Below are 24,987 nucleotides of genomic sequence, written 5' to 3' on the forward strand. Positions count from 1 at the left end.
GTTCAGGCCGTGGATCGCCGGGGCCCGACGCTACACCCGCATCCGCCGCAGATGCGCGAGCAAGCCGGCGGTGGACGAGTCCAGCGCCTCCTGCCGTTCGCCCGTGCCGGCGACGAGCGGCTCCAGCGCGGTGGCCAGCTCCTTGCCGAGCTCGACGCCCCACTGGTCGAAGGCGTTGATGCCGAGGATTGCCGCCATGACGAAGACCTTGTGCTCATAGAGCGCGATGATCATGCCCAGGGTCGCGGGATCGAGCTTGCGGTAGAGGAACGTCGTCGAAGGCCGGTCGCCGGGAAAGACCCGGTGAGGGGCAAGGCGCTCGGCCTCGGCCCGGCTCATGCCGCGGGCGACCAGCTGGTCGCGCGCCTCCTCGAAGGTGCGGCCCTTCATCATGGCCTTGCTCTGGGCCAGGCAATTGGCGATGAGCAGGTCGTGGTGTCCGCGGCCCCGCTCGTGCGGCGAGGCGGCGACCAGGAAGTCGCAGGGCACGATCTCGGTGCCCTGGTGCAGGAGCTGGAAGAAGGCGTGCTGGCCGTTGGTGCCGGGCTCGCCCCAGATGATGGGCCCGGTCTGCCGCGTCACCGCCTTGCCCTCCATCGTGACGCCCTTGCCGAGACTTTCCATGTCGAGCTGCTGGAGATGGGCAGGCAGGCGGGCGAGGCGCTGGTCGTAGGGCAGCACCGCATGGCTGGCATAGGACCAGACGTTGCGGTGCCAGAGGCCGAGCAGGCCCATGATCACCGGCATGTTGCGCTTCAGCGGCGCCGTGCGGAAATGCTGGTCGACGCGCTCGGCGCCCGCGAGGAAGGCGGTGAACTGCCGCGGCCCGATGGCGATCATCAGGGAGAGGCCGACGGCGGACCAGACGGAATAGCGCCCGCCCACCCAATCCCAGAAGCGGAACATGGCGGCCTCGGCGATTCCGAAGGCGTTGACGGCGGCGAGATTGGTGGAGACCGCCGCGAAATGACGGCCGACGGCCTCCTCACCGAGCGACTGCGCCACCCAGTTCCGCGCCGTCTGCGCATTGGTCATGGTCTCGACCGTGGTGAAGGTCTTGGAGACCACGACGAAGAGGGTGCGGGCGGGGTCGAGGCCCTTCAGCGTGTCGGCGATGTGGGCGCCGTCGACATTGGAGACGAAGCGGACGGACAGGCCGCGGCGGATGTAGGGAGAGAGCGCCTGGGCGGCCATGGCGGGACCGAGATCGGAGCCGCCGATACCGATGTTGACGATGGTGGTGAAGCGCTTGCCCGTGGCGCCGCGCAGGGCGCCGGTGCGCACCGCCTCGGCGAAGGCGAAGCAGCGCTCGCGCTCGGCGGCGACCTCCGGCATGACGTCACGCCCGTCCGTGAGGATCGGCGTGCCGGAGAGGTTGCGGAGCGCCACGTGCAGCACCGCGCGGTTCTCGGTGACGTTGATGCGCTCGCCGGAGAACATGGCGTCACGCTTCTCCTCCACGCCGGCGACCTTCGCGAGGTCGACGAGAAGGCGCATGGTCGAGGCGGTGACGCGGGTCTTCGACCAGTCCATCAGCAGCGGACCGAGCTTCAGGGAGAAGCGCTCGAAGCGGCGGGGATCCTCGCCGAAGAGTTCCGTCAGGGACATGACCATCATGGCCCGACGGTTGGCTTCGAGCGCCTCGAAAGCGCGGGTGACGGCATCGGTCATCAGGTGGTGTCCATGGGTATGCGGCAGGCGGCGCGACCTTGGTAGGCCATCGTGACCAGATCATGATCGGGACGAGCCGGGCAAGGAGCGCTCGTCCGAACGAACGGAGGGGTCGCCGAAGGGGGCGAAACCAGAGGCCACCGCCTCGTAGACCGCCCGCTTGTAGGGCACGACGAGAGATGGAAGGGCGGACAGCCGTTCCCAGCGCCAGGTGTCGAATTCGGCGGCGGCTGCCCCGCCCGGCGGCGCGAGATCGATCTCGCTCTCCGGCCCGTTGAAGCAGAAGGCGAACCAGACCTGTCTCTGGCCCCGCCAGTGGGCGAGACGGTGGGGTGGCCCGTCATAGGGCGGCCAGTCATAGTGAACCTCCCGCTCCAGCCTTGCGAGCAACGTCGCGGAGACAACGCCGGTCTCCTCGAAGAGTTCGCGCCGCGCCGCCTCCTCCGGGCTCTCGCCGGGATCGATGCCCCCCTGTGGCATCTGCCATTCGTATCCCGGAGCGACGACCTCGGGACCGTCGTCGCCGATGCGGCGGGCGATCAGCACCCGTCCCTGCCCGTTGAACAAGGCAACACCGACATTGGGGCGGTAGGCATCGTGGGGTTCGTGCTTGGTCGTCATGCCTCAACTTCCCTCGGCCTCGGGCTCAGCGCGCGGCGAGGGCCGGCATGTCGGCGGTGGTGAGCTCCGCCGTGGCGTAGAGCACCAGCAGCGCGAACAGGATCTGGCGATTGCAGGAGGCGCCGAGAGCGTCGCCCGCCAGCACGTCGCCGCGCTCCATCAGCCGCGCATGCCGGAATCGGCTGGCCAGGGCGCTGAGCACCATCGCGACCACCAGGGCCGTCTTGGCGAGGACCACCCAACCATAGCCGCTCGTGGGGATCTGCGCAGGCGAGCCTGCGAAGGCGACGCCCAGGGCGAGGCCCGAGGCGACGGCGAGGCCTGCAAAGACCATGGCGTGGCGCGACCAGGCGAGCACCGCCTCTGCCGCCGAGCGCGGATCGCGGCGGCCTGCGACCGTGCGAAGCGAGAAGAGGCTGCCGAACCAGAAGGCCGCGGCGGCGGCATGGACGACGGCGAGGGCGAGGACTTCCTGGCGGCGCGGGTGGGCTGAAGCATGGCCGGCGAGAGCGAGGCCGATGCAGACGAGGAGCGCGCCAGCCGTGCCGAGGCCGGCACCCCATGCCGTCCGCACCCGGGCGAAGAGCAGCAGGAGAAGTCCGGCTGCCAGTGTAAAGGCCGCATCACCGAAGGGCGAACGCGCGATCTCCGGATAGAGCGCGAAGCGCGCCATGCCCGCTGTGACGCCGGTCAGGGCGGCGGCGCGGAAGGGCCAGAGCGCAGCCCCTGCGAGGAGGGCGAGCAGGACGAAGAGGAGGAGCCAGCGGCGGGCGGCACGGGCCTCCTCGACCGTCAGCCGCTCGCTGAGGAAGACCAGGAAGAGAGCCGAACCCGCTGCGCCGAGCGCGCCCGCCATGGCGACGGCCTGAACCAGAACGGCCGCGCCGCGAACCGGATCCCCCGCGCCTTGCCAGAACTCCAGAATCATCTCCGCTTCCCCTGGGTCAGATTGGGCTGCGGCGGAACCTCCACGCAAGGGCTGCGGTGGCCGAGAAGGAGACGAGCGAGACGGCGAAGAGCAGCCAGAAGCCGACGACGGGGCCCGCCGCGTCGAGGACAGCTGCATAGGCCGTGGGCGCGGCGGCGGTGACGATGAGGCCCGGCGTCGCGATGGACGCGAGCACGCCCGCATAGCCGTTCTTGCCGAAGAGGACGAGCGGCACGGCACCCTTCACGATCGTCGCCAGGCCGACGGAGATCCCGAAGAGCACGTTGAAGGCGAAGAAATAGGGCACGCCGACGCCGCCAACCGCCAGCGGCAGGAAAGCCAGCACCATGATGCCGGTGGAGATGTTGGCGAAGAGGAAGGGATCGAGGTTTCGCCCCCAAAGGATTTCCGCCAGGCGGCCGAGCGTCTGGAAGACGCCGCGCAGGGACGAGATCCACACCGCCATGGCGGCGCCCATGCCCATGGCGACGACGGCGGGAATGAGGTGGACCGAGAGCGCCGTGGTGATGAAGGAGTTGGCGGCGAGGGCAATGGTGAGCATCATGACGGCGAAGGCACGCCGTTCCGCCGGCACCAGCGGCTCGGGGTCCGGGACGGTTGCGCCATTGCCGTCGCTGCCGCCGATGGGCACGCCGAAGCGCGGCAGCATGAGATGCAGGGGCGTGCAGATGACGAGCACGGAGAGGGCGCAGACCATCCAGGCGCCGCGCCAGCCGATGGCCTCGTTGGCGTAGTGGGAGATCGGCCAGAAGATGCTGGAGGCGAGGCCGCCGAACAGGGTGAGGACGGAGATCGGCCGGCGCGCCTGCATCCCGTAGATCTCCACCAGCGTGGCGAAGGCGGCGTCATAGAGCGTCAGGCGCGAGGCGAGGCCGAGGACGATCCATGCAGCGATATAGACGACAGGATCATTCACCTGCGACAGCATGAGCAGGCCGGCGCCGCCGACCAGCGAGCCGAGGGTGAGCGTGAAGCGCCCGCCGCGGCGCTGGATGAGGCGCGCCACAGGCTTCGAGACGATGCCGCCGACGAGGAGCGACAGAGAGAAGCCGGCAAAGATAAAGGTGAAGCTCCAGCCGAGCTCGGCCATCATGGGCTTCGCCAGCACAGAGATGCCGTAGAAGATCGTGCCCCAAGAGATGATCTGGGTGAGGCCGAGGGCGGAGATGATGAAGGGGAACGATGCGCGCATGATGATGCCGAAATCCTGGAAGCGGGAGCCGGCCCCGGTCAATCCGGGGCCGCCGCGCCTCAGGCCTGCGTTTCCAGCACGCGGGCGGCCGACGCGCCGGCGCCGCAGCACCCCCCTCCCCGCGCCGGTGCACCCTCGCTCTTCCGGTCGGTGGAGCAGACGCCGGTCTCCGGCAGGACGAGCCTGACGTCTGCGGCCGCGACCGCGTCGCCTGCGAGATGGGCGACGATGGAGCGGACCTGCTCGTAGCCGGTGGCCATGAGGAAGGTCGGCGCCCGGCCGTAGCTCTTCATGCCGGCGATGAAGTAACCGGCGTCGGGATGGGCGAGGACGGCATGGCCGTGCGGCCGTACGGTGCCGCAGGAATGCTGGTTGGGGTCGATGAGCGGGGCCAGCGCCACTGGGCATTCGAGCGCCGGATCAAGGGCGAGCCGCAGTTCGGCGGCAAGGCCGTGGTCGGGCCGGAAGCCGGTCGCCACCACCAGTTCGTCGACGGCGAGACGACCGCCCGCCTCAGTGTGGATGGCGAGCCCCTCCCCCTCCGCCGCGAGGCGAGCGACGCGCGTACCGGTATGCACCCGGACCCCGCCGGCCGCGACGATGCCCGCGACGTCGGTGGCCAACGCCCCGCGCTCGGCGAGCTGGTCGTTCTCGCCGCTGCGATAGGCGCTCTCCACCCGCTCGGCCCGCAGCAGCCAGTGGATCTCCGTGCCCGGAGCCTCATGCGCCAGACGCGCGAGGTCCAGCAGGGTGCCGATGGCGGAGTGGCCCGCACCCAGCACGGCGACGCGGCGGCCGGCGAAGCGGGTACGTTCCACACCGCGCACATCGGGCACAGCGTAGCTGATGTGGGCAGCGACGGCCGGCGTGCCCTCGCCGGCGGCGCCGAGACCGCCGGACAGGGTCCGGTTCGGCTGCGACCAAGTGCCCGACGCGTCGATGACGGCGCGTGCCAGCATGTCGCTTTCGCCACCCCCATGGCGGAAGCGCACCAGAAAGGGACGGGTCTCGCGGCCGGCGTCGCGCACCCGGTCGGTGCCGGCCCGGGCAACGGCGACCACCTCCGCCCCGCAAAGGAGGGACGGCGCGATCGCGGGATGGACCGCGAGTGGGGCGAGATAGTCGCGGACGAGATCGCCCCCGGTCGGGTGTACATTGGCGGCCGGGCGCCGCCAGCCGGTGGTGCGAAGGAGCCGCGCGGCGGCCTCGCTGACGTTGAACCGCCAGGGGGAGAAGAGACGGACGTGGGACCAGGCGGACACAGCCCCTGCGGCCGTCGGTGCCGCCTCGAGGACGCGGAAGGCGATCCGCCGTTCCGCCAGTTCCGCCGCCGCGGCGAGGCCCACCGGGCCGGCGCCGATCACCACGACGGGAAGGTCATCATGCAGAGATTGGGCGTCACTCATACTGATCTCCTTTTATTTTTCTGGAATTTTCGAAATACAGGCTGTGATTGAGGGTGCTCCAACCGGCGTCACCCGCAGGCCGGGCTGGCGCATTCCTCACTGGCGCACGACACCGCCGCGTCCACGCAGCACTCGGCAACGAGAAAGCCCACCAGTTGGTCCATCACGTCGTAATGGGCGCGGCAACGCAGCACCGTGCCCTCCCGCGTCTGGCCGGCGAGACCGCAGGCGCAGAGCTTGGCGAGGTGGTGAGAGAGGGTCGAGGCGGGAATGCCAATGGTCTCCTGCAGCTTGCCGACGGGAGTTCCGGCATGGCCTGCCCGGACCAGCGCGCGATAGATCGCGAGGCGGGTGGGATTGCCGAGAGCCTCGAGACGGCTCGCCTGCGTGAGAATGTCCATGAGGCTGAGGATGGCGCGGTCGCAACCGCGCGTCAACGGCTATTTCGATAATGTTCGAAACAGTCGTCACCAGCGTCAGCAACCGTGGAAGCCGGCCCCTGGGATGGGCGCCGGCATGACGATGCCCAGGATGCGAGGGGCCGGCGCGGGATCGATGACGATGGCGGCGCCTTCGGGAAAGGCGCGCCCGGCGACGGCCTCGCCGAAGATCATGATGGCGGGGGTACGGTGGCCGACCAGGATGCGGTTCGCGCCGGCCGGAACGGGCTCTGCCATGAGCCGACGGTGCTCGGCGAGGACCCAGCCGAGGCGCGAGCCGGCGAAGTCGTCCGCGGTCAGCCCGTCGACGACCTCAACCGCGGCGGCGCCGAAGGCCTCTTCAGCCGTGTCGCGGGCGCGATAGACGGGCCCTGCGAGCACGGGCCGGGCGACGGGGATGCCCTGTTCGCGGAGCGCCGCGCCGAAGCGGCGGGACTGCTCCCGACCCCGCTCGGAAATGTTGCGCTGACCTGCACGGTCGCCGACGCGATAGGAACTGTCGCAGGGCATGCCCGCCGTATCGGCGTGGCGCACAAACAAAACGAGCCCGCCCTGCCGCAGCCGGTCGACCAGCGGACGGGCCTCCGCAGCGGAAAGCGCCACCGGTGTCAGTTCGCGGGCCGCGACGGGACCGGCAAGGCCAAGGGCGATGGCAAGGACGAGGGCGGCGAAAACGGCGACACGGAGCGGGATGCGCATGGGGACTGTCCGGCGGACCATGGCAGATTCTACCCCGCAGGCCCTGCCGGCGCGAGGCGCCGCAGCGCCGCAGCAAACCCCTTGAGAAGGCGCGCCCTCCCTTGCCTTCGCCCGGGAAGCCGATAGACATAGCCGCCTAGAACGGGCGCGGACGACGCCCGACCATTCCCAGGGGAGACGCCCATGTTCCGCGCCGCACCGCTCGCCCGCCTCGCCGCTGCCTTGACCCTCGCCGTCGCCGGCCTGGCCGTCGCGCCGCGCGCGGCCGACGCGCAGACCTATCCGAACCGGCCGATCCGGGCGATCGTGCCCTTCGCGGCCGGCAGCGCCACCGACATCGTCGCCCGCACCTTCGCCGAGCAGATGTCGAAGACGCTCGGCCAGTCCATCGTGATCGAGAACCGGCCCGGCGCGAACGGCATGATCGGTGCCGACGCCGTCGCCAAGGCCGCCAACGATGGCTACACCATCCTCGTCGGCACCAACTCGACCAATGCCGCCGCCCCGGCGCTGTTCAACAACGTGCCCTTCGACATGCACAAGGACTTCCAGCCGGTGTCCTTCCTGTGCTCGGTTCCGCTGATCGTCGCGGTCGCCAACTCGGTTCCGGTTCGCACGCTGCGCGAGCTCATCGACCTCGCCAAGAGCCGCTCCGACCTCACTTTCGCTTCGGCGTCCTCGTCGCAGCGCGTCTCCACCGAGATGCTGCTGGCGATGACGGGCATGAAGATGACCCATGTCTTCTATCGCAGCGGCCCCAACGCCATGCAGGATCTCATCGCAGGGCGCGTCACCCTGTTCACCGCCGACCTCGGCGTGATGCTGCCGCAGGTGCGCGGCGGAACGGTGCGGGCGCTGGCGGTCACCTCGCAGCAGCGCACGCCGCAGATGCCGGACCTGCCGACGGTGGACGAGGCCGCCGGCACCAAGGGCTACGAGCTCATCGCCTGGTTCGGCCTCTTCACGCCCGCCGGCGTGCCCGGCGAGGTGGTGACCAAGCTCAACGAAGCCGTGCGCAATGCCGCCGCCAGCACAGAGGTCAAGGCGAGCCTGACCGATCGTCTCGGCATGGTCATCGCTCCCTCCACGCCGGAGGAGCTCGCCGCGCGCGTCAACGCCGAAGCCGTGAAGTGGGAAGAGGCCGCGCGGGTCGCCGGCATCGAGAAGCAGTGATCCGGGTCGCGACCCGCACCGACCTGCCGCGCATCACCGAAATCCGCCTCGCGGTCCGGGAGAACGTGCTCTCCCGGCCCGAGAAGATCGTTGACGCCGTCGATTACCTGATCGACCGCGACGCTTTCTGGGTGTTCGAGGACGCAGCCGGCATCCACGGGTTCTCGTCCGCCGACCCGCGGGATGGGTCGATCTTCGCCCTGTTCATGGATCCCGCCAGCGAGGGCCGGGGCATCGCCCGGCCGCTGCTCGCCGCAGCCTGCGACCACCTCGCCCGGACGGGCCACGCCAAGGCCTGGCTCACCACCGGCACCGGCACACGCGCCGAGCGCTTCTACCGACACCAGGGCTGGCGGCAGACGGGCCGCACCGACGACGGCCAGATCATCTTCGAGAAATCGCTCGCCTGATCGGCCGCACTGGCCGGGCGGTCGCGGCACCGCTAGTCTGCCGCCATGACCCGCCACGGCGACGACCTCGACCAGACCATCACGCCGGAGGTGCTGCTCAAGGCCTATGCCTGCGGCATCTTTCCTATGGCCGAAAGCGCCGACGATCCCGGCCTCTACTGGGTCGAGCCCGAGCGGCGCGGTATCATTCCCCTCGACGGGCTGACGGTGTCCTCGCGCCTCGCCCGCACGGTCAAGTCCGGCCGGTTCGAGATCCGCATGGACCACGACTTCGACGCGGTGATCGACGCCTGCGCCGCCCCGGCGGAGGGACGCGACAGCACCTGGATCAATGCCCGCATCCGCCGGCTCTATGGCGCGCTGTTCGAGAGGGGCCATTGCCACACGGTGGAGGCCTGGCGCGAAGGGCGCCTGGTCGGGGGGCTCTACGGCGTCAGCCTCGGCGGTGCCTTCTTCGGGGAGAGCATGTTCCACCGCGAGACCGATGCCTCGAAGGTGGCACTGGTCCACCTGGTGGCGCGGCTCGCCGCCGACGGTTTCCGACTGCTCGACACGCAGTTCGTCACCCCCCATCTTGCCACGCTCGGCGCCGTCGAGGTGCCGCGCAACCGCTATCAGCGCCTGCTGGCCGCAGCGCTGCCCGTCTCCGCGCAGTTCAGCGCGGTGCCGCTCGATCCCCAGACCGCCCTCGCCACGGTCACTCCTCGACACGCATGAACATTCGCCCCGCTTCAGACGCCGACGGCCCGGGCCTCGCCAACCTGATCGCCACCACCTTTGCCGAGTATCCCGGCTGCCTCTTCATCGACGAGGAGTTCCCCGAGCTGAAGGCTCCCGCCAGCCACTACGCGCGGCAGGGCGGCATCCTCCTCGTTGCGGAGAGCGGGGGGCGCCTCGCCGGCTCGCTCGCGGCGGTGATGACCGGAGTCCCCGACACAGGCGAGCTCTTCAAGGTCTATGCCAGCGTCGACCAGCGTGGCTCGGGCCTCGCCCAGCGGCTCTACGCCGAGGGCGAGGCCTTCCTGCGCGGCCGCGGCGCGCGGGACATCGTGCTGTGGAGCGACACGCGCTTCCTGCGGGGCCATCGCTTCTACGAGAAGCTGGGCTTCGTGCGTGAGCCCGTGGAGCGCTATCTCGCAGACGCCAGCGCGAGCTGGGAGTTCTTCTTCCGCAAGCGGCTGGACTGAGGGCCCGGGCGGGCCCAAGGGGTCTCTTCCCGCCGAAGCGGGCGGAACGAACCCCGGCCGACCGGACTGGTTCCCCGCCTACCCCTGCGATGCGCGGGCCCCCGCCCTGCACCCGAAAGGGCTGGACCGGCCGGCCGGGGAACGGGAGAAAGGTCAGAACCCGCCGAAGGCCCATGCACGCACCCTCTCCCGACGCCGCCCGTCCCGTTCCCTGCACCCTCGCCGGCATGGTCGAGGGCGCACGGCTGAGCATGCCGATGCTGCCAGGGGTTCTCGTCTTCGCTGCGGCCGTGGGGGCCGCCTCCGCCGAGAAGGGGCTGACCCTCGGCCAGGCGGTGCTGATGAGCTTCACGGTCTATGCAGGGGCCTCCCAGCTCCTCGCCCTGCAGCTCTGGCCCGAGGCCTTCTCGCTCGCAGCCATCGCCGCGCTGGCCGCCGTCACGACGGCGGTGAACCTCCGCTTTCTGCTGATGGGCGCCGCCCTTCAGCCGTGGCTGTCGCGCGGACCGAGCGGGCCGGTGCACCTCGGCCTCGCCGGCCTGACGGACGCCAACTTCGTCATCGGCTCGCGCTACCATGCGCAGGGCGGCCAGGATGCCGGCGTCTTCGTCGGTGCCGGGCTGTTCATGTGGATCATCTGGACGCTCGCGACCATTCCGGGCCATGCCCTCGGCCATCTCCTCACCGACCCCAAGCGCTTCGCCATCGACATGGTGATGCCGCTAACCTTCACCGCCATGTCGATCGGCCTGTTCCGGCTGAGGCGCGACCGGCTTGCCTGGCCGGTGGCCGCGGGCGCAGCGGTGATCACCGCCCAGCTCGTTGCAGGCTACTGGTTCATCATCGCCGGCGCCGTCGCCGGCTCCCTCGCCGCCGGGGCCTTCCGTGACCGCGACTGAGTGGGCAGGCCCGGTCACCGCCATCCTCGCCATGGCGGCTGCGACCTATGCCGTCCGCTTCGCCGGCTACTGGATCATGAGCCGCGTGCCGCTGACGCCCTTCCTGCGTGCCGCGCTCGAGGCCCTGCCGGGCGCCATCATCGTCGCCACCGTCGTTCCGCTCGCCATGCGCGGCGGCCTCTCCGCCTGGATCGGCATCGCCGCGGCGACCCTCGCCATGATCGCGGTGCGGCGGGACATCGTGGCGCTGGCGGCGGGTATGGGCGCGGTGATGGCGGCGCGGGCCCTCGGCCTGCCCTGATCCCCCCGGCCAGTTGACCCCGATCAAGGCGGCGCCGGGAGGCGCGGCGCATCAAGGGATCGTCACAGCCAGAGGTATCGCCGCATGACGACTCTCCCCCGGGGCTTCCACCGCATCCGCCTCAACATGGCGCGCTCGCCCGGCCACCCGGAGGGCTCGAAGCTGCACGGCTACGAGTTCGTCGCACCGCTGACGGCTGCCAGCTTCATCGACGCCGACGCCTGGAAGGAGCACCGCGCGCTCTGCAAGGTGCGCCGCTTCTGGCAGGGCGAGGAGGACCAGCACGGGCTGCTCGTCCACAAGCCGGGCGGCGCCAAGGGCGCGACCTGGACCTTCGATTACGACCCCGGGGCGGACGACGACGACGAGGCCGGCTTCCGCTTCGGCGACCATCCGTTCCAGATCGGCGAATATGTCTCGATCCGCGACGAGGACGGCGCGATGCAGACCTTCGTCGTCACATCGACGGATGCCGTCTGAGCGTCAGGCCAGCGCCGCTGCGAGGGTCTCGTAAAGCGGATTGTCGCGCGAGAAGACATAGTCGAGTTCGGTGACCGAGACGGTCTCCGCGCCCTTCTCGCGCAGGAAGCGGGCGAGGGCGAAGAGCGCTGTCGGCGGGCAGTGCAGGGTCAGCATCCCCGAGGATGTGGGGCCGCCGAAGGGCGCCTCGACGCCGAACCGCGCCCGCGCCTCGTCCAGCAGCGAGGCGTCGGCAGCGGCGAAGCGGGTGCGGACCTCGCGGACCTTCCGCGCGCGCGCCTGCGATGCGATGCGGTCGAGCATGTCGCGCGCGGAGGCGAGTGCGCCGGCGCTCCACGGCGCGGTGCGGGATGCCACGAGATGGGCCTCCGACTTCATGATGACGCCGTCGTCGAGCACCTTCAGCGCGTTGGCGGCGAGCGTAGCGCCCGTCGTGGTGATGTCGACGATGAGCTCGGCAGCACCAGCCGCCGGAGCGCCCTCGGTCGCTCCCGCAGACTCGACGATGCGGTAGTCGGCGATGCCATGGCGGTCGAAGAAGGCACGGGTGAGGTTCAGGTACTTGGTGGCGACGCGCATGCGCGAGCGGTGGCGGGCGCGGTACTGGCTCGCCACATCGTCGAGATCGGCCATGGTGGCGACATCGATCCAGGCCTGCGGCACGGCCACGACGACGTCTGCGCGCGAGAAGCCGAGCGGCGTGAGCGAGACGAGTCGGTCCTCGGGCTCCGGCGTCGCCTCGTGCATGAGGTCGAGCCCGGTCAATCCGAGATGCACCGTGCCGGCTGCGAGTTCCCGGGCGATGTCGGAGGCGGAGAGGAAGGCAACCTCGACCTGGTCGAGCCCCGGGATGGTGCCGCGATAGTCGCGGGCGCCGCGCCCCTGCACCGGCTTCAGGCCGGCGCGCTCGAGGAAGCCCTGCGCCGATTCGAGGATGCGGCCCTTGGAGGGAATGGCGAAGACGAGCGGCGTGTCGGTCATGCGCGGCCTCCCGCCACGGCGAGGCGCTCGACCCAGAAGGCGCAGCCCACCGCCGGCACCTTGATGTCGAGCCCCATCTTGGCGGTCATCATGTCGGTGAGACGGTCGTAACGGCCGCCGCCGACCAGCGGACGCCCTTCACGGCCCGAGCCGTCGTGAACCTCGAAGACGAGGCCGGTGTAGTAGTCGACGTCCCGGCCGAAGCGGGTTGAAAAGCGCGCTGCGGAGAGGTCGACGCCGGCGGCGGCGAGCAGCGCGTTGCGCCGGGCGAGCCGGTCTATCGCCTCGCCCATGGCAAGGCCGGAGGCGCCAGCGAGGTCGCGGATGGCGGCCTCGGCGGAAGCGGCGTCGGTGTCGATGGCGAGGAGCTTCTCCACCACCGCCACCTTGTCCGGGCTGAGCCCACCGGTGCCGAGGGCCGCCTGTTCGAGGAAGCGCTCGGCGACGTCGGCGGCGGAGCGCCCTCCCACCGTCGTGATGCCGGCGATGGACAGCAGGTCGGCGACGAGAGCACGTGCCGCCTTGGGGTCGGAACCTTCGAGGGCGGCGAGCAGCCCGGCATGGGTCGAGCCGTTGCGCGCCGGCTCGGCGAGGCGCTTCAGGTCGCCCTCCAGCATGCCGGAGCGGCGGAAGTCCTTGGCGAGGCGGCGGCGCCAGACCGGGGGCAGGCCGAGAGCCGCCACCAGCGCCATGAAGATCCCGACGTCGCCGATGGCGAGGGTCAGGGGGCCGTCGGTATAGAGACGGGCGCCCTTCAGGGCGAGGGCCACGACCTCGGCCTCGGCGGCCTCGCGGTCGGCGCGGCCGAGCAGCTCGATGCCGGCCTGGTTGAACTCGCCCGCCATACCCGGCCGATGACGGAAGACCGGGCCGAGATAGGAATAGGCAGCGGCCTCGCCGGCGCGCGGACCTTCGAGGTGAGCCTGGACCACGGGGATCGTGTAGTCGGGCCGGAGGCAGAGCTCCTGGCCTTCAGCATCGCTGGTGAGGAAGAGGCGGCGGGCGAGCGCCTCGCCGACGAGGTCGCGCACGAGGTCGGCGGCGATCAGCAGGGGCGGCTCGGCGCGCGCGAAGCCTGCCTCGGCCAGCAGGCCCGCGAGGCGGAGATCGAGGTCGGACAGGGCGCGCGTCATGCGGTGTTCCGGGTGAATGGCCTTCGATCGGACATGCACTGCACACCCGCCTGGCCCTTGCCGCCAAGCCTCTAGCCTTCCCGCGGCGCGAGGTCGAGCCCCTGATCCCAATAGGGGACCGGCCCATAGAGCGCCGCCAGCCAGTCGACGAAGACGCGGACCTTCTGCGGCAGGAAGCGGCGGGTGGGGTAGACGGCATGGACGGCGACACGGCGCGAGGCGCGCCACTGCGGCAGCACGACCTCGAGCCGGCCGTCCTGGAGCTCGGGCCCGACGTCCCACGTGGAGCGCAGGGCGATGCCGATGCCGGCGAGGACCGCCTCGCGGACGACCTCGGAGGAGTTGGTGCGCAAGGGCCCGTGCAGGCGCACCACCTGCAGGCCATCGGGGCCCTCGAGCCGCCAGGTGTCGGCGTTGTGTGCGAGGAGCGCGTGCTCCGCGAGGTCAGCGAGGCTCGCCGGACGGCCACGCGCGGCGAGATAGCCGGGGGTGGCGACCAGGAGACGATGATTGGGCGCGAGCCGCCTGGCGACGAAGGAGGAATCGTCCAGCTCGCCGATGCGGATGGCGACGTCGTAGCCCTCGGCGACGATGTCGACGAAGCTGTCGGAGAGTTCGAGATGGACGACGAGGTCCGGATTGGCGCCGAGGAAGGTGCGCAGGTGCGGCGCGATGTGCAGCCGGCCGAACGAGGTGGGGGCAGAGACGCGCAGCGTGCCGCGCGCGAGGTTGGAGCGGCGGGTGACGAAGCTCTCGGCCTCGTCGATGGAGGCGAGAATGGCGACGACCCGCTCGTAATAGCCCTGGCCCGCCTCTGTGAGCGACAACTGCCGCGTGGTGCGCTGGAGGAGGCGGGTGCCGAGCCGTTCCTCCAGCCGCTTGATGCGCTTGGAGATGACCGCCGGCGACAGACCCATCTCGCGGCCGGCGGCCGACATGCTGCCGGCCGTGACGACGCGGGCGAAGACCTCGAGATCGGCAAGCGGCGTCAAAGGCTCGCTCCCATTCTTTCCACTAAGGAAACAATCTTGACCGCAACCGCACCATTCCGCCAGAGGGGAACCAGCGTATAGTCGTTTGAAATCATTCCAGCCGGGAGGGCCGGAAGGCCCGAACCCGCAGAGGGAGAACGCCATGGCCATCGCCTTTCCCGTGCCGCGCGCCGACGTGCTGGCGAAGCGCGACCGCGTCATCGCCGCGCTGAGGGCGATCGTGCCCGGGGAAGGTGTGATCACCGAGGAGAAGGAGCGGCGGGCCTTCGAGACGGATGCGCTGACCTCGTACCGGCGGGTGCCCATGGTGGTGGTGCTGCCGGAGACGACGGATCAGGTCGCGGCGATCCTCGCCTTCTGCCATGCGGAGGGCGTGCCGGTCGTGGCGCGCGGCGCCGGCACCTCCCTGTGCGGCGGCTCGATCCCGCAGGAGGATGCCGTCGTGCTTGGCGTCGCCAAGATGAACCGGGTTCTCGACGTCAACTTCGCCGACAGGACCATGCGGGTCGAGGCCGGGATCACCAACCTCGCCATCTCCGGCGAGGTGGCCCATGCCGGCTTCTTCTATGCGCCCGACCCGTCGAGCCAGCTCGCCTGCACCATCGCCGGTAATGTGGCGATGAATTCCGGCGGCGCGCACTGTCTGAAATACGGCGTCACCGCCAACAACATCCTCGGCCTCAAGCTGGTGACGGTGGAGGGTGAGATCGTCGAGATCGGCGGCGGCGCCCTCGACTCGCCGGGCTACGACCTGATCGGGCTGCTGGTCGGTTCCGAGGGCCAGCTCGGCGTCGTCACCGAGGTAACGGTGCGCATCCTGAGGCAGGCGGAGGGCGCCCGCCCCGTTCTGTTCGGCTTCCGGGAGATTGCCCAGGCCGGGCAGACCGTGTCGGACATCATCGGCGCCGGCATCATTCCCGTCGCCATCGAATACATGGACCGCGAGGCGATCCACATCTGCGAGGCCTTCGCCAAGGCCGGCTATCCTCTCGACGTGGAAGCCATGCTGATCATCGAGGTAGAAGGCTCGGAGGCCGAGATGGAGGCCATGCTGGCGCGGATCGTCGAGATCGCCCGCCGGCACGACGTGGCGACGGTGAAGGAATCGAAATCGGCCATGGAGACGGCGGCGATCTGGAAGGGGCGCAAGTCCGCCTTCGGCGCCACCGGCCGCGTCGCCGACTATATCTGCATGGACGGGACGATCCCCACCGGGCGCCTGCCGGACGTGCTGGAAGGCATCGACCGGATCGTGAAGGGCTACGGTCTGAGGGTCGCCAACGTGTTCCATGCCGGCGACGGCAACCTGCATCCCCTCGTCATGTTCAACGTCAACGACCCGGCCGAGCAGGTGAAGGCCGAACATGCCGGTGAGGACATCCTGAGGCTGTGCGTGCAGCTCGGCGGGTGCCTCACCGGGGAGCACGGCGTCGGCATCGAGAAGCGCGACCTGATGCGCGAGCAGTTCACCGACGTGGACCTGTTGCAGCAGACCCGCATCAAGACCGCGCTCGACCCGCAATGGCTCCTCAACCCGGCCAAGGTGTTCCCGCTCGATGCGCCGCGGGACGAAGCGCCGCGCGAGGCCGCATGACCCTCCATAGCCCCTCCTCTTCCGCCGAGCTCGCGGCCGTCCTCGCCGATGCGCGTCGCTCCGGTGCACCGCTGGCGGTCGTCGGCGGCGGCACACGGGCGGGCCTCGGCCGGCCGGTCCAGGCGGCCGCGACGGTCTCCACCGCAAAGCTGTCAGGCATCACGCTCTACGAGCCGGCCGAACTCGTCATCGCGGCCAAGGCCGGCACACCGCTGCGCGAGGTCACCGAGGCGCTGGCGGCGAAGGGGCAGCGCCTGCCCTTCGAACCGATGGACCATCGCCTGCTCTACGAGACCGCCGGCGAGCCGACGGTCGGCGGCGTCGCCGCGGCCAACGTGTCGGGTCCGGCGCGGATCAACCTCGGCGCCGCGCGCGATTCGATGATCGGACTGAAGTTCGTCAATGGGCTCGCTGAAGACGTGAAGTCCGGCGGGCGGGTGATGAAGAACGTCACCGGGCTCGACCTCGTGAAGGCACTGGCAGGCTCCCTCGGGACGCTCGCCGTCTTCCATGAAGTCTGCTTCAAGGTGCTGCCGAAGGCGGAGGGCGAGCGGACGCTGGCCGTGACGGGCCTTTCGATCCCTCAGGCGGTAGCGGCGCTGTCGGCGGCGCTCGGATCACCCTTCGAGCCGACGGGCGCAGCCCACCTGCCAGCCTCCGGTGGAGAGGTGGCACGCACCCTCGTCCGCATCGAAGGATTTTCGGCGTCCCTAGCCTACCGCACCGATGCGCTGTCGCGCCTGCTGGCGCCGTTCGGCGCTGCGGAGACCCTGGATGGCGAAGCCTCCGCCGGTCTCTGGGCCGGCATCCGCGACGCCGCCGCCTTCGCAGGAACCGACGAGGCGGTGTGGCGCCTATCCCTACCCCCCTCGGCGGCACCGGCCCTCGCCGAGCGGCTGGCCCCGCTCGAGCCCCGCCTCGTGCTGGACTGGGGCGGTGGCCTCGTCTGGGCCGGTATCGCGGCGACGGGAGATGCCGGTTCGGCGCGCATCCACGCGGCGGCGAAGGCCGCCGGCGGCCACGCGACGCTCGTCCGCGCGCCGGACCAGGTGCGCGGTGCGGTGGACGTGTTCTCGCCGCCAGCCGGCCCGCTCATGGCGATCCAGCGCAAGCTGAAGGCGAGCTTCGATCCGGACGGGGTTCTCAATCCCGGCCGCATGTATCCGGGGGTTTGAGGCCATGCAGACGAACTTCAGCCTCGCCCAGCTCGCAGACCCCGCGATCGCCACATCGGAGAAGATCCTCCGCACCTGCGTCCATTGCGGTTTCTGCACGGCGACATGCCCGACCTACCAGCTGCTGGGCGACGAACTCGATTCCCCACGCGGGCGCATCTACCTGATGAAGGAGATGTTCGAGACCGGGCAGCCGGCGACCGCCGAGGTGGTGAAGCACGTCGATCGCTGCCTATCCTGCCTCTCCTGCATGACCACCTGCCCCTCGGGCGTGCACTACATGCACCTGGTCGACCATGCGCGTGCCCATATCGAGAAGACCTATGAGCGCCCTTGGCACGACCGGCTGGTGCGGGCGGTGCTCGCCAACATCCTGCCCTATCCGACCCGCTTCCGGCTGGCGCTCGCCGGCGGCTTCCTCGCCAAGAAGGCCTTGTCGGTCGTCTCGGTGCTGCGCTGGAAGGGACGTGCTGCCGTCGCGGTGTCGCGCAAGGCCGCTGGCCCCATCGCCGAAAGAGTCGGAATCCTGAAGCGGACGCGGGCGATGATCGGGCTTTCGCCCGACCGGTTGCCCGCACGCTCCCATCTCGACCGTGGCGGCGTCCATGCCGCCGAGGGTCCGAAGCGCGGCCGCGTCGTGCTGCTCCAGGGCTGCGCCCAGCCGGTGCTGCAGCCCTCGATCAACGAGGCGACGGTGCGGCTCCTCACCCGCCTCGGCGTCGAGGTGGTCTTCGCCAAGGGCGAGGGCTGCTGCGGCGCGCTGGTCCATCACATGGGACGTGAGGAGCAGAGCCACGGCCAGGCCAAGCGCACCATCGACGCCTGGATCGCCGAGATGGATGGCGAGGGGCTCGACGCCATCGTCATCACCGCCTCCGGCTGCGGCACGACGATCAAGGATTACGGCTTCATGTTCCGCGACGACCCGGCCTATGCGGAGAAGGCGGCGCGGGTGTCAGCCATCGCCAAGGACGTGACGGAATATCTGACATCCCTCGGCGTGCCTGCGGCAGCACCGAACGGCCTCGTGGTGACCTACCATTCCGCCTGTTCGATGCAGCACGGTCAGCAGATCAAGGACGCGCCGAAGAACCTGCTGAAGGCCGCCGGCTTCACGGTGAAGGAGCCTCCTGAGGGGCATCTGTGCTGCGGATCGGCCGGGGTCTACAACATCATGCAGCCCGAGATCGCCGGGCGGCTGCGCGACCGCAAGGTGGCGAACCTCGACAAGACGCGGCCGGACGTCGTCGCCGCCGGCAACATCGGCTGCATCACCCAGATCGCCAAGGGCTACGAGGGGAAGGATCGCGCCGTGCCGATCGTCCACACGGTGGAGCTTCTCGACTGGGCGAGCGGCGGTCCGCTGCCGGAAGCGCTGGAAGCCGCGGGCTTCGCCCGGCGCCCGGCCTCCGCCCTGGATGCGGCGGAATAGACGGCCTCAACCGCCGCTGCGGAGCGCCGCAAAGAGGCAGAGGGCGGCGGCGAACCCGAGGACCGTCAGGGTGCCGACCATGCCCGCCACCCGAAACAGGAAAGTCTCGGGCTGGCGGGAAACGCCATAGGCGTGGCTGAGCCGCGCCGCGAGAAGCAGGACGCCCATGGCGTGCAGCAGCACCATCGGCGCCCTCAGGCTCTCGGCGAGCCCGATCAGGAGGAGGCAGATCGGCACGTATTCGGCGAAGTTGGCGTGGACGCGGACCCGCCGCAGCAGGGCCGTGTCGCCGCCGTCGCCCAACCCGACGCGGACGGCACGACGGAAGCCGATCACGCGGACCGACAGCACCATGAACAGCAGGGCGAGCAATGCGGCGTAGAAGGCGGTGATGGGCATCGTCGTCTCCGGCGGTCGCTGCCACGTTTACGCCGATACCACCGCCCGGATCACCGCCAAGGTGAAACTGATCAGCTTTCGTCCGGTGCGGCTTCGGCCGCGGCATCGAGTGCGTCCCGCAGGGCTGCGATCTCCTGCCTCAGGCGGGCGATATCCGGTAGCGGGCGCCCCATGGCGCAACCGAGCGCCGCAGGGATGTCCGCGGCTCTGTCCTGCAGCGCCCGCCCCTCGACGGTGAGGCCGATACGGACCGAGCGCTCGTCGGCTGCATCGCGCGTGCGGGTGACGAGGCCGAGCTTTTCGAGGCGCTTGAGGAGCGGCGTCAGCGTGCCGGAATCGAGGCCGAGCCGCGCGCCGATCACCTTGAGCGGCACGTCCTCCTCCTCCCACAGCACGAGCATGGCGAGATACTGCGGATAGGTCAGGCCGAGCCGGGCGAGCAGCGGCTTGTAGACGCGGTTGAAGGCATGGCCCGCCGCGTAGATGGCGAAGCACAGGTGATCGTCCAGCTTGGGCCGTCGCTGCTTGGTCGCCATGGCACCCTCCGTGCGATCCATCTGCCCGCGCCTGCGTCGACGAGGCAAGGCCAATCGCCTCATTCTTATCTATTGCACGCAATCTAATTTTGCACTAGCTAAATGACGGCGCCGCTGGGGCGCCCGTCCGAGGGAGACACCCGATGAACATCCTCTACACCGCCCATGGTTCCGCCACCGGGGGACGAACCGGCTCGGCCGGCAGCGACGACGGCCGTTTGTCCGTGACGCTGGACACCCCGAAAGAGCTCGGCGGCGGCGGTGGCCAGGGCACCAATCCCGAGCAGCTCTTCGCCGCCGGCTATTCCGCCTGCTTCCTCGGCGCGCTGAAGTTCGTCGCGGGCAAGGCCAAGATCGCGCTGCCCGCGGAGACGAAGGTCTCGGCCACGGTCGGCATCGGCCCGCGCGACGACGGCAAGGGCTTCGGCCTCGACGTGGCGCTGCAGGTGACGGCGCCGGGCGTCGACAAGCCGGTACTCGAGGACCTCGTGCAGCAGGCCCACATCGTCTGCCCCTATTCCGAAGCGACGCGCGGCAATCTGGCCGTCAGGCTCTCCGTCGCCTGATCCTGCGCGAACGACGACGGCGCCCGCGCAACCCCGCTGCGGGCGTCGCCGGTCAGGCGGCGTCCGGCACCGCCCCGTCGGTAAGGACGCTGCCGAGGCCATAGCGGGCGACGAGGTCGGCGAGATCGGCCTCGGCCACCGCCCCATCGGCCATGGCCAGCGCCCGGTTGCCGATCAGCGCCCATTTGTCGAAGGGTACGAGGCGCATGAGGGAGGCGCGCAGGCGCGGCATGGCGGCGGCAATCTCCGGGATGGTCGCCACGTCACGGCGGCGGTGGAAGTGCCGCTCCTTCTTGGCGAAGCGCCGGTTGCCGCCACTGTCGATCTCGTAGTTGGCGAAGCCGAGACCGGACTTCAGGTACTTCATGTGCCAGTAGGCGAAGCCAGTGAAGACGCGGCGAAAGTGGTATTTCCGGAAGTCCTCGAAGCGGCGGTCATGCACGAAATAGGCGTCGGGCGTCATGGCGAAGAAGCCAATGTCACCATTGCCGGAAAAGGGCGTGTCGACATGGATGCCGACGGCACCATCCTCGTCGCGCACGAGGTTGAGGCCGGAAAAGCAGTTCATCCGGCCAGGCGCCAGGCCCTCCCGGCGCAGCCTGTCCACCATCGGCTGCAATCCCCGCTCGAAGGCAATGTGATCGTCGTCGAGCTTGACGACGATGGCGTGGGTGGTGCGCGACAGAGCGAAGTTGGAGTAGTTGACGACGCTGTGCGGGGAGTTGCCGGGCTCGGCCGCGTGGTCGCGCGATCCCGGCGGATGAACCCGCGGAAGATAGTGGAAGAGCTTCAGCTTCCGAGGCCCCAGCTCGTCCTGGAGGCCTGCCAGCACGGACTCGGTCGTGTCGGTGCACTGGTTGTAGACAGCCACGATCTCGTCCACGAACGGCGCGTGACTGAGGATGGTCTGGCGCAGGAAGTCCGCCCCGTTCTTCGTACGCACGAAGGCGGAGATGCCCCGGCGGCGCTCGGCGAGCCTGAGGTCGTCGGGCACGAAGGAATAGGTCTCGACGGCGGTGATCTCGGCCATGGTCTCGTCGCAAGGGCGGGCGAGGCAGGGCCATAGACGGCGCAGCGTGGAAAATCCAGCGCCGGGCCCGCCGACGCGGAAGACCCATGCCGCGATCCTTTCCCAGGTGGAACAAGTGATCGTCACCTTCGACTGTTTCGACAAAGGCCGGCTGCGCGTATCGTCTTCCCACCAGAAAACAGGGAGGCAACAGCCATGACGATGTCCGGCGTCACCATTACGGGAGCCATGGGGCCGCGCTACGACGAAATCCTGACGCCTGAGGCGCTTGCCTTCGTCGTGGACCTGCAGCGCACCTTCAACGAGACCCGCAAGCGCCTGCTCAAGCTGCGCACGGAGCGGCAGAAGCAGTTCGACGCCGGCGCCCTCCCCGACTTCCTGCCGGAGACGAAGCACATCCGCGACGGCGCCTGGACCGTGGCGCCGATCCCCGCCGACCTGCAGGACCGCCGCGTGGAGATCACCGGCCCTGTCGACCGCAAGATGGTCATCAACGCGCTGAACTGCGGCGCCAAGTGCTTCATGGCGGACTTCGAGGACGCCAACTCGCCGACCTGGGCGAACCAGATCGAGGGCCAGATCAACCTCAGGGATCGCTGGGCCGGCACCCTCACCTTCACCGACCCCAATTCCGGCAAGTCCTACGCGATGAAGGACAAGGTTGCCGTCATCATCCCCCGGCCGCGCGGCTGGCACCTGCCGGAGGTCCACGTCCAGGTCGACGGGGAGGAGATGTCGGGCTCGCTCTTCGACTTCGGCCTCTATGCCTTTCACAACGCCAAGGCGGCCCTCGCCCAGGGTTCGGGCCCCTATTTCTACCTGCCGAAGATGGAGAGCCATCTCGAGGCGCGGCTGTGGAACGACGTGTTCGTCCATGCCCAGGAGAAGCTCGGCATTCCCCGCGGCACGATCAAGGCGACGGTGCTCATCGAGACCCTGCCGGCGGCCTTCGAGATGGACGAGATCCTGTTCGAGCTGAAGGACCACATGGCAGGCCTCAATGCCGGCCGCTGGGACTACATCTTCTCCTTCATCAAGAAGCTCGCCCGCAACCAGGCCTATGTTCTCCCCGACCGCGGTCAGGTGGTGATGAGCAAGGCCTTCCTGAAGGCCTATGCCGAACTCCTCGTGAAGACCTGCCACAAGCGCGGCGCCTTCGCGATGGGCGGCATGGCAGCGCAGATTCCGATCAAGAACAATCCTGATGCCAATGCTGCCGCCTTCGCCAAGGTGAAGGCCGACAAGGAGCGCGAGGCCACCATCGGCCACGACGGGACCTGGGTCGCCCACCCCGACCTCGTGCCGGTGGCGATGGAGGCCTTCGACCGGCTGATGCCGACGCCGAATCAGGTCTCGCGCCAGCGCGACGACGTGACGGTCGGCCAGATGGACCTGCTCGAGATCCACCAGGGTACCCGCTCGGAAGCTGGCTACCGTGAGAACATCCGCGTCGGTGTCCAGTACATCGAGGCCTGGCTGCGTGGCCGCGGTGCCGTGCCGATCTACAACCTGATGGAAGACGCTGCGACCGCCGAAATCTCCCGCGCCCAGATCTGGCAGTGGACGACCTATGGCGTCGCCCTTGAGGGCGGCGTCGTCTGCACCCCGGCCTTCTTCGACAAGGCTCTCAAGGAGGAGATGGAGGTGGTGAAAGGCGAGGTCGGCGCCGAGGCCTTCGAAAAGGGCCGATTCGCCGACGCCATCGCGCTCTTCGCCAAGCTGTCGCTCGCAGCAGAGTTCGAAGAGTTCCTCACGCTGCCGGCCTACCGCATGCTCGCCTGACCCTTCGGCATAGGACGAAGGTCTGAAGTGTTAACGAAATCCCTGTGGCCGTCGCGCCACAGGGATTTTTCATTGGAATCGTTTGCATTTTCTTTGGGCAGATTGCCGGCGATTGCCCGCTTTTTCGTCTTGTCCTGCACGACTTCCCCGTGACGTCATTGTGACGAACTTATGGTGATTTGGGGCGCGCCGGACGTGCTCTGCAGGCAGGAGACGCAGATGTTTCGCAAGACGATGCTGACGGGCCTTCTGGCCGCGACGCTGGGAAGCCAGGCCTTTGCAGCCGACGTGGCTGCGCCGGCTCCGATCGCGGCGCCCGCGCCCTGGGCCTTCGACTTCGCGTTCGGCGCCAAGGTGATGTCCGACTATAACTTCCGCGGCATTTCGCAGTCGGCCCGCGGCCCTGCCATCAACGTCTACGGCGAGGCGCGCTACGGCTGGCTGTATGCCGGCGCTGCCTATTGGACCACGAAGCTGCCGAACCGTCCCATCGGCGAAGTCGACCTCTACGCCGGCATCCGTCCGGTCCTCGGCGACGCGACCTTCGACTTCGGCGTGATGTACTACCTCTATCCCAACGAGACGCAGTTCATCACCACAACCCCGCCGGCCCCGGTCGGCTTCGCCGGCACCTGGACCGCCAACCGCTCCAACTTCGTCGAGGTCTATGGCAAGGTCGGCTACGACATCACCCCGCAGCTCAACGTCGGCGCCGCCCTCTATTACGCGCCTAACTGGCTCGGCACCGGCGCCTACGGCACCTACGGCGAGGTCAACGCCAAGTACAAGCTGCCGAACGACTTCGCCATCTCCGGCGCCCTCGGCCACTATTGGCTCGGGACCACCTACGGCTATCTCGGTGGCGTCAACCTGCAGGACTACCTGTACTGGAACGCTGGCGTCTCGTGGACCTACAAGGACGCGGTCACCCTCGACCTACGCTACCATGGCACCAACCTGACCTCGCAGCAGTGCTTTGCCACCACCGGCGACTACCGCGGCATCTTCACGGGCTCCGGCCGGTCGAACTGGTGCGGCCACAGCGTGGTCGCCACGCTCTCGGTCGACCTTCAGTGGTCGAAGCTGCCCTACAAGTAGGTCCGGCACGCCGGGCGACGACACGAGGCCGGGGTTCGCCCCGGCCTTTTTCTTTGCCGGACTACAGGGGATCCGGCGCCTGACTCTTCCCGGCGGGGACCTCAAGGGGCCTGCGACTTGCCGCCACGCCCCCCGGCCCCCTCTGGCGCGCCGCAAAGGCATATACCATCTTCGTCGGGCCTCCATGGCCCGGCTCGCCAGCGCGACATCAGATCGCAACGAGACGGTGCCAGACAGGCACTACGCGGGGGCGACCCGCCACGAACGTTCTTCCGGAGGATCTTTCCCCATGAACCAACAGGAACGCGATATCATCGCCGGACTGTTCGACCGCCTGAAGTCGGCGGAGAGCCAGCAGCGCGACCCTGCGGTCGACACCTTCATCAAGGAGCGTCTCGTCCAGCAGCCGGGCGCGGTCTATGCCCTGCTGCAGACGATGTATGTCTCAGACCAGGCGCTCAACGACCTGTCGAAGCAGAACGAGCAGCTGCAGGGCCAGGTGGCATCCCTGCAGGGTCAGGTGGACCAGATGCAGCAGCAGTTGCAATACGCGCAGCGACAGGCTGAGCAGCAGCAGAGCGGCGGCTTCCTGTCGAGCATCTTCGGCTCGAAGCCGGCGGCTCCGCCCCCGATGCCGCCCCGGCCTCTCAACACCGGCATGGCCCCGCCCCCTCCCGGTTTCGGCCAGCCCCAGGGCGGCCCGCCCCAAGGCTATGGAGCGCCGCCGCAGGGACAGTACGGCGCTCCGCCTCCGGGGCAGTTCGGCGGCCCGCCGCAGGGCGGCTTCGGTGCGCCGCAGCCGGGTGGCCCGTGGGGCCGGCCGATGGGTGCGCCCATGGGC

At 69.4% G+C, this 24,987-nt stretch carries 27 protein-coding genes; 14 read left to right on the forward strand and 13 right to left on the reverse strand.

Going from position 1 to position 24,987, the window contains the following annotated elements; translation table 11 throughout:
• Positions 1-30: 30 nt before the first annotated feature.
• The 7 genes from pgi to ACT6XY_RS12400 all read right to left on the reverse strand — a co-directional run bounded on the left by pgi (position 31) and on the right by ACT6XY_RS12400 (position 6,978).
• Positions 31-1,671, reverse strand: coding sequence for a glucose-6-phosphate isomerase (gene pgi / locus ACT6XY_RS12370; RefSeq protein ID WP_444748621.1), 1,641 nt, complete (start codon positions 1,669-1,671; stop codon positions 31-33).
• Between the two features lie 60 nt (positions 1,672-1,731).
• The gene (locus ACT6XY_RS12375) at positions 1,732-2,292 is read right to left on the reverse strand and encodes an RNA pyrophosphohydrolase (RefSeq protein WP_444748622.1); all 561 of its coding nucleotides are present in this window, start codon (positions 2,290-2,292) and stop codon (positions 1,732-1,734) included.
• A gap of 25 nt (positions 2,293-2,317) precedes the next feature.
• Positions 2,318-3,220: a CopD family protein gene (locus tag ACT6XY_RS12380; protein WP_444748623.1), complete on the reverse strand. Its 903-nt coding sequence runs from the start codon at positions 3,218-3,220 to the stop codon at positions 2,318-2,320.
• A 16-nt stretch (positions 3,221-3,236) separates the two neighbouring features.
• A complete protein-coding gene (locus ACT6XY_RS12385; RefSeq protein ID WP_444748624.1) occupies positions 3,237-4,433 on the reverse strand; it encodes an MFS transporter in 1,197 nt (398 codons plus the stop codon).
• Between the two features lie 59 nt (positions 4,434-4,492).
• Complete coding sequence (locus ACT6XY_RS12390) at positions 4,493-5,839, reverse strand: FAD-dependent oxidoreductase (RefSeq protein WP_444748625.1); 1,347 nt, start codon at positions 5,837-5,839, stop codon at positions 4,493-4,495.
• 68 nt (positions 5,840-5,907) lie between these two features.
• On the reverse strand, positions 5,908-6,240 hold the full coding sequence (locus tag ACT6XY_RS12395) for an ArsR/SmtB family transcription factor (protein WP_444748647.1): 333 nt from the start codon (positions 6,238-6,240) through the stop codon (positions 5,908-5,910).
• Positions 6,241-6,315: 75 nt separating this feature from the next.
• On the reverse strand, positions 6,316-6,978 hold the full coding sequence (locus ACT6XY_RS12400; protein ID WP_444748626.1) for a histidine phosphatase family protein: 663 nt from the start codon (positions 6,976-6,978) through the stop codon (positions 6,316-6,318).
• A 183-nt stretch (positions 6,979-7,161) separates the two neighbouring features.
• On the opposite strand from ACT6XY_RS12400, the gene ACT6XY_RS12405 reads away from it, so the two are divergent.
• From ACT6XY_RS12405 to ACT6XY_RS12435, 7 genes are all read left to right on the forward strand, one after another.
• Entirely contained in the window at positions 7,162-8,151 is a 990-nt protein-coding gene (locus ACT6XY_RS12405; protein ID WP_444748627.1) for a Bug family tripartite tricarboxylate transporter substrate binding protein, read from the forward strand.
• Positions 8,148-8,561, forward strand: a complete 414-nt coding sequence (locus ACT6XY_RS12410) for a GNAT family N-acetyltransferase (protein WP_444748628.1) — start codon at positions 8,148-8,150, stop codon at positions 8,559-8,561. Before ACT6XY_RS12405 ends, ACT6XY_RS12410 begins: the two co-directional genes overlap by 4 nt.
• A 45-nt stretch (positions 8,562-8,606) precedes the next feature.
• Positions 8,607-9,278: a leucyl/phenylalanyl-tRNA--protein transferase gene (aat, locus tag ACT6XY_RS12415; RefSeq protein WP_444748629.1), complete on the forward strand. Its 672-nt coding sequence runs from the start codon at positions 8,607-8,609 to the stop codon at positions 9,276-9,278.
• The gene (locus ACT6XY_RS12420) at positions 9,275-9,748 is read left to right on the forward strand and encodes a GNAT family N-acetyltransferase (protein ID WP_444748630.1); all 474 of its coding nucleotides are present in this window, start codon (positions 9,275-9,277) and stop codon (positions 9,746-9,748) included. The genes aat and ACT6XY_RS12420 overlap by 4 nt, the downstream gene beginning before the upstream one ends.
• Positions 9,749-9,921: 173 nt before the next feature.
• On the forward strand, positions 9,922-10,647 hold the full coding sequence (locus ACT6XY_RS12425) for an AzlC family ABC transporter permease (protein ID WP_444748631.1): 726 nt from the start codon (positions 9,922-9,924) through the stop codon (positions 10,645-10,647).
• Positions 10,634-10,948, forward strand: a complete 315-nt coding sequence (locus ACT6XY_RS12430) for an AzlD family protein (RefSeq protein ID WP_444748632.1) — start codon at positions 10,634-10,636, stop codon at positions 10,946-10,948. The genes ACT6XY_RS12425 and ACT6XY_RS12430 overlap by 14 nt, the downstream gene beginning before the upstream one ends.
• Before the next feature lie 84 nt (positions 10,949-11,032).
• Positions 11,033-11,428, forward strand: coding sequence for a hypothetical protein (locus ACT6XY_RS12435; RefSeq protein ID WP_444748633.1), 396 nt, complete (start codon positions 11,033-11,035; stop codon positions 11,426-11,428).
• Positions 11,429-11,431: 3 nt separating this feature from the next.
• On the opposite strand, the gene hisG is transcribed toward ACT6XY_RS12435, so the two are convergent.
• The 3 genes from hisG to ACT6XY_RS12450 form a co-directional block, all read right to left on the reverse strand.
• On the reverse strand, positions 11,432-12,409 hold the full coding sequence (gene hisG, locus ACT6XY_RS12440; protein ID WP_444748634.1) for an ATP phosphoribosyltransferase: 978 nt from the start codon (positions 12,407-12,409) through the stop codon (positions 11,432-11,434).
• Entirely contained in the window at positions 12,406-13,542 is a 1,137-nt protein-coding gene (locus ACT6XY_RS12445) for an ATP phosphoribosyltransferase regulatory subunit (RefSeq protein ID WP_444748635.1), read from the reverse strand. The genes hisG and ACT6XY_RS12445 overlap by 4 nt, the downstream gene beginning before the upstream one ends.
• A gap of 71 nt (positions 13,543-13,613) precedes the next feature.
• Positions 13,614-14,534 carry a LysR family transcriptional regulator gene (locus tag ACT6XY_RS12450; RefSeq protein ID WP_444748636.1) on the reverse strand — a complete coding sequence of 307 codons (921 nt, stop codon included), beginning with the start codon at positions 14,532-14,534 and terminating at the stop codon, positions 13,614-13,616.
• A 142-nt stretch (positions 14,535-14,676) separates the two neighbouring features.
• On the opposite strand from ACT6XY_RS12450, the gene ACT6XY_RS12455 reads away from it, so the two are divergent.
• From ACT6XY_RS12455 to ACT6XY_RS12465, 3 genes are read left to right on the forward strand one after another with little or no spacing between them, the layout of a single operon-like run.
• On the forward strand, positions 14,677-16,128 hold the full coding sequence (locus tag ACT6XY_RS12455; protein ID WP_444748637.1) for an FAD-linked oxidase C-terminal domain-containing protein: 1,452 nt from the start codon (positions 14,677-14,679) through the stop codon (positions 16,126-16,128).
• Positions 16,125-17,303, forward strand: a complete 1,179-nt coding sequence (locus tag ACT6XY_RS12460; RefSeq protein ID WP_444748638.1) for an FAD-binding protein — start codon at positions 16,125-16,127, stop codon at positions 17,301-17,303. The genes ACT6XY_RS12455 and ACT6XY_RS12460 overlap by 4 nt, the downstream gene beginning before the upstream one ends.
• A gap of 4 nt (positions 17,304-17,307) precedes the next feature.
• The gene (locus tag ACT6XY_RS12465; RefSeq protein ID WP_444748639.1) at positions 17,308-18,735 is read left to right on the forward strand and encodes a heterodisulfide reductase-related iron-sulfur binding cluster; all 1,428 of its coding nucleotides are present in this window, start codon (positions 17,308-17,310) and stop codon (positions 18,733-18,735) included.
• A 6-nt stretch (positions 18,736-18,741) separates the two neighbouring features.
• Here ACT6XY_RS12465 and ACT6XY_RS12470 read toward each other — a convergent pair whose 3' ends face one another.
• Both ACT6XY_RS12470 and ACT6XY_RS12475 read right to left on the reverse strand, forming a co-directional pair.
• Positions 18,742-19,134, reverse strand: a complete 393-nt coding sequence (locus tag ACT6XY_RS12470; RefSeq protein WP_444748640.1) for an MAPEG family protein — start codon at positions 19,132-19,134, stop codon at positions 18,742-18,744.
• Positions 19,135-19,205: 71 nt separating this feature from the next.
• On the reverse strand, positions 19,206-19,670 hold the full coding sequence (locus ACT6XY_RS12475) for a MarR family winged helix-turn-helix transcriptional regulator (RefSeq protein WP_444748641.1): 465 nt from the start codon (positions 19,668-19,670) through the stop codon (positions 19,206-19,208).
• Between the two features lie 143 nt (positions 19,671-19,813).
• Here ACT6XY_RS12475 and ACT6XY_RS12480 point away from each other — a divergent pair, with 143 nt between their 5' ends.
• Positions 19,814-20,236: an organic hydroperoxide resistance protein gene (locus tag ACT6XY_RS12480; RefSeq protein ID WP_444748642.1), complete on the forward strand. Its 423-nt coding sequence runs from the start codon at positions 19,814-19,816 to the stop codon at positions 20,234-20,236.
• 52 nt (positions 20,237-20,288) lie between these two features.
• Here ACT6XY_RS12480 and ACT6XY_RS12485 read toward each other — a convergent pair whose 3' ends face one another.
• Complete coding sequence (locus ACT6XY_RS12485; RefSeq protein WP_444748643.1) at positions 20,289-21,266, reverse strand: hypothetical protein; 978 nt, start codon at positions 21,264-21,266, stop codon at positions 20,289-20,291.
• Between the two features lie 195 nt (positions 21,267-21,461).
• Between ACT6XY_RS12485 and aceB the strand changes: the two genes are divergently transcribed.
• The 3 genes from aceB to ACT6XY_RS12500 form a co-directional block, all read left to right on the forward strand.
• Positions 21,462-23,048: a malate synthase A gene (gene aceB, locus ACT6XY_RS12490; protein WP_444748644.1), complete on the forward strand. Its 1,587-nt coding sequence runs from the start codon at positions 21,462-21,464 to the stop codon at positions 23,046-23,048.
• 219 nt (positions 23,049-23,267) lie between these two features.
• Positions 23,268-24,146: a TorF family putative porin gene (locus ACT6XY_RS12495; protein WP_444748645.1), complete on the forward strand. Its 879-nt coding sequence runs from the start codon at positions 23,268-23,270 to the stop codon at positions 24,144-24,146.
• A gap of 289 nt (positions 24,147-24,435) precedes the next feature.
• The coding region (locus tag ACT6XY_RS12500; RefSeq protein ID WP_444748646.1) for a DUF2076 domain-containing protein at positions 24,436-24,987 on the forward strand (552 nt) is incomplete at its 3' end.

Source organism: Phreatobacter sp., assembly GCF_052440005.1.
In the GTDB taxonomy this organism is placed as follows: Bacteria; Pseudomonadota; Alphaproteobacteria; order Rhizobiales; family Phreatobacteraceae; genus Phreatobacter.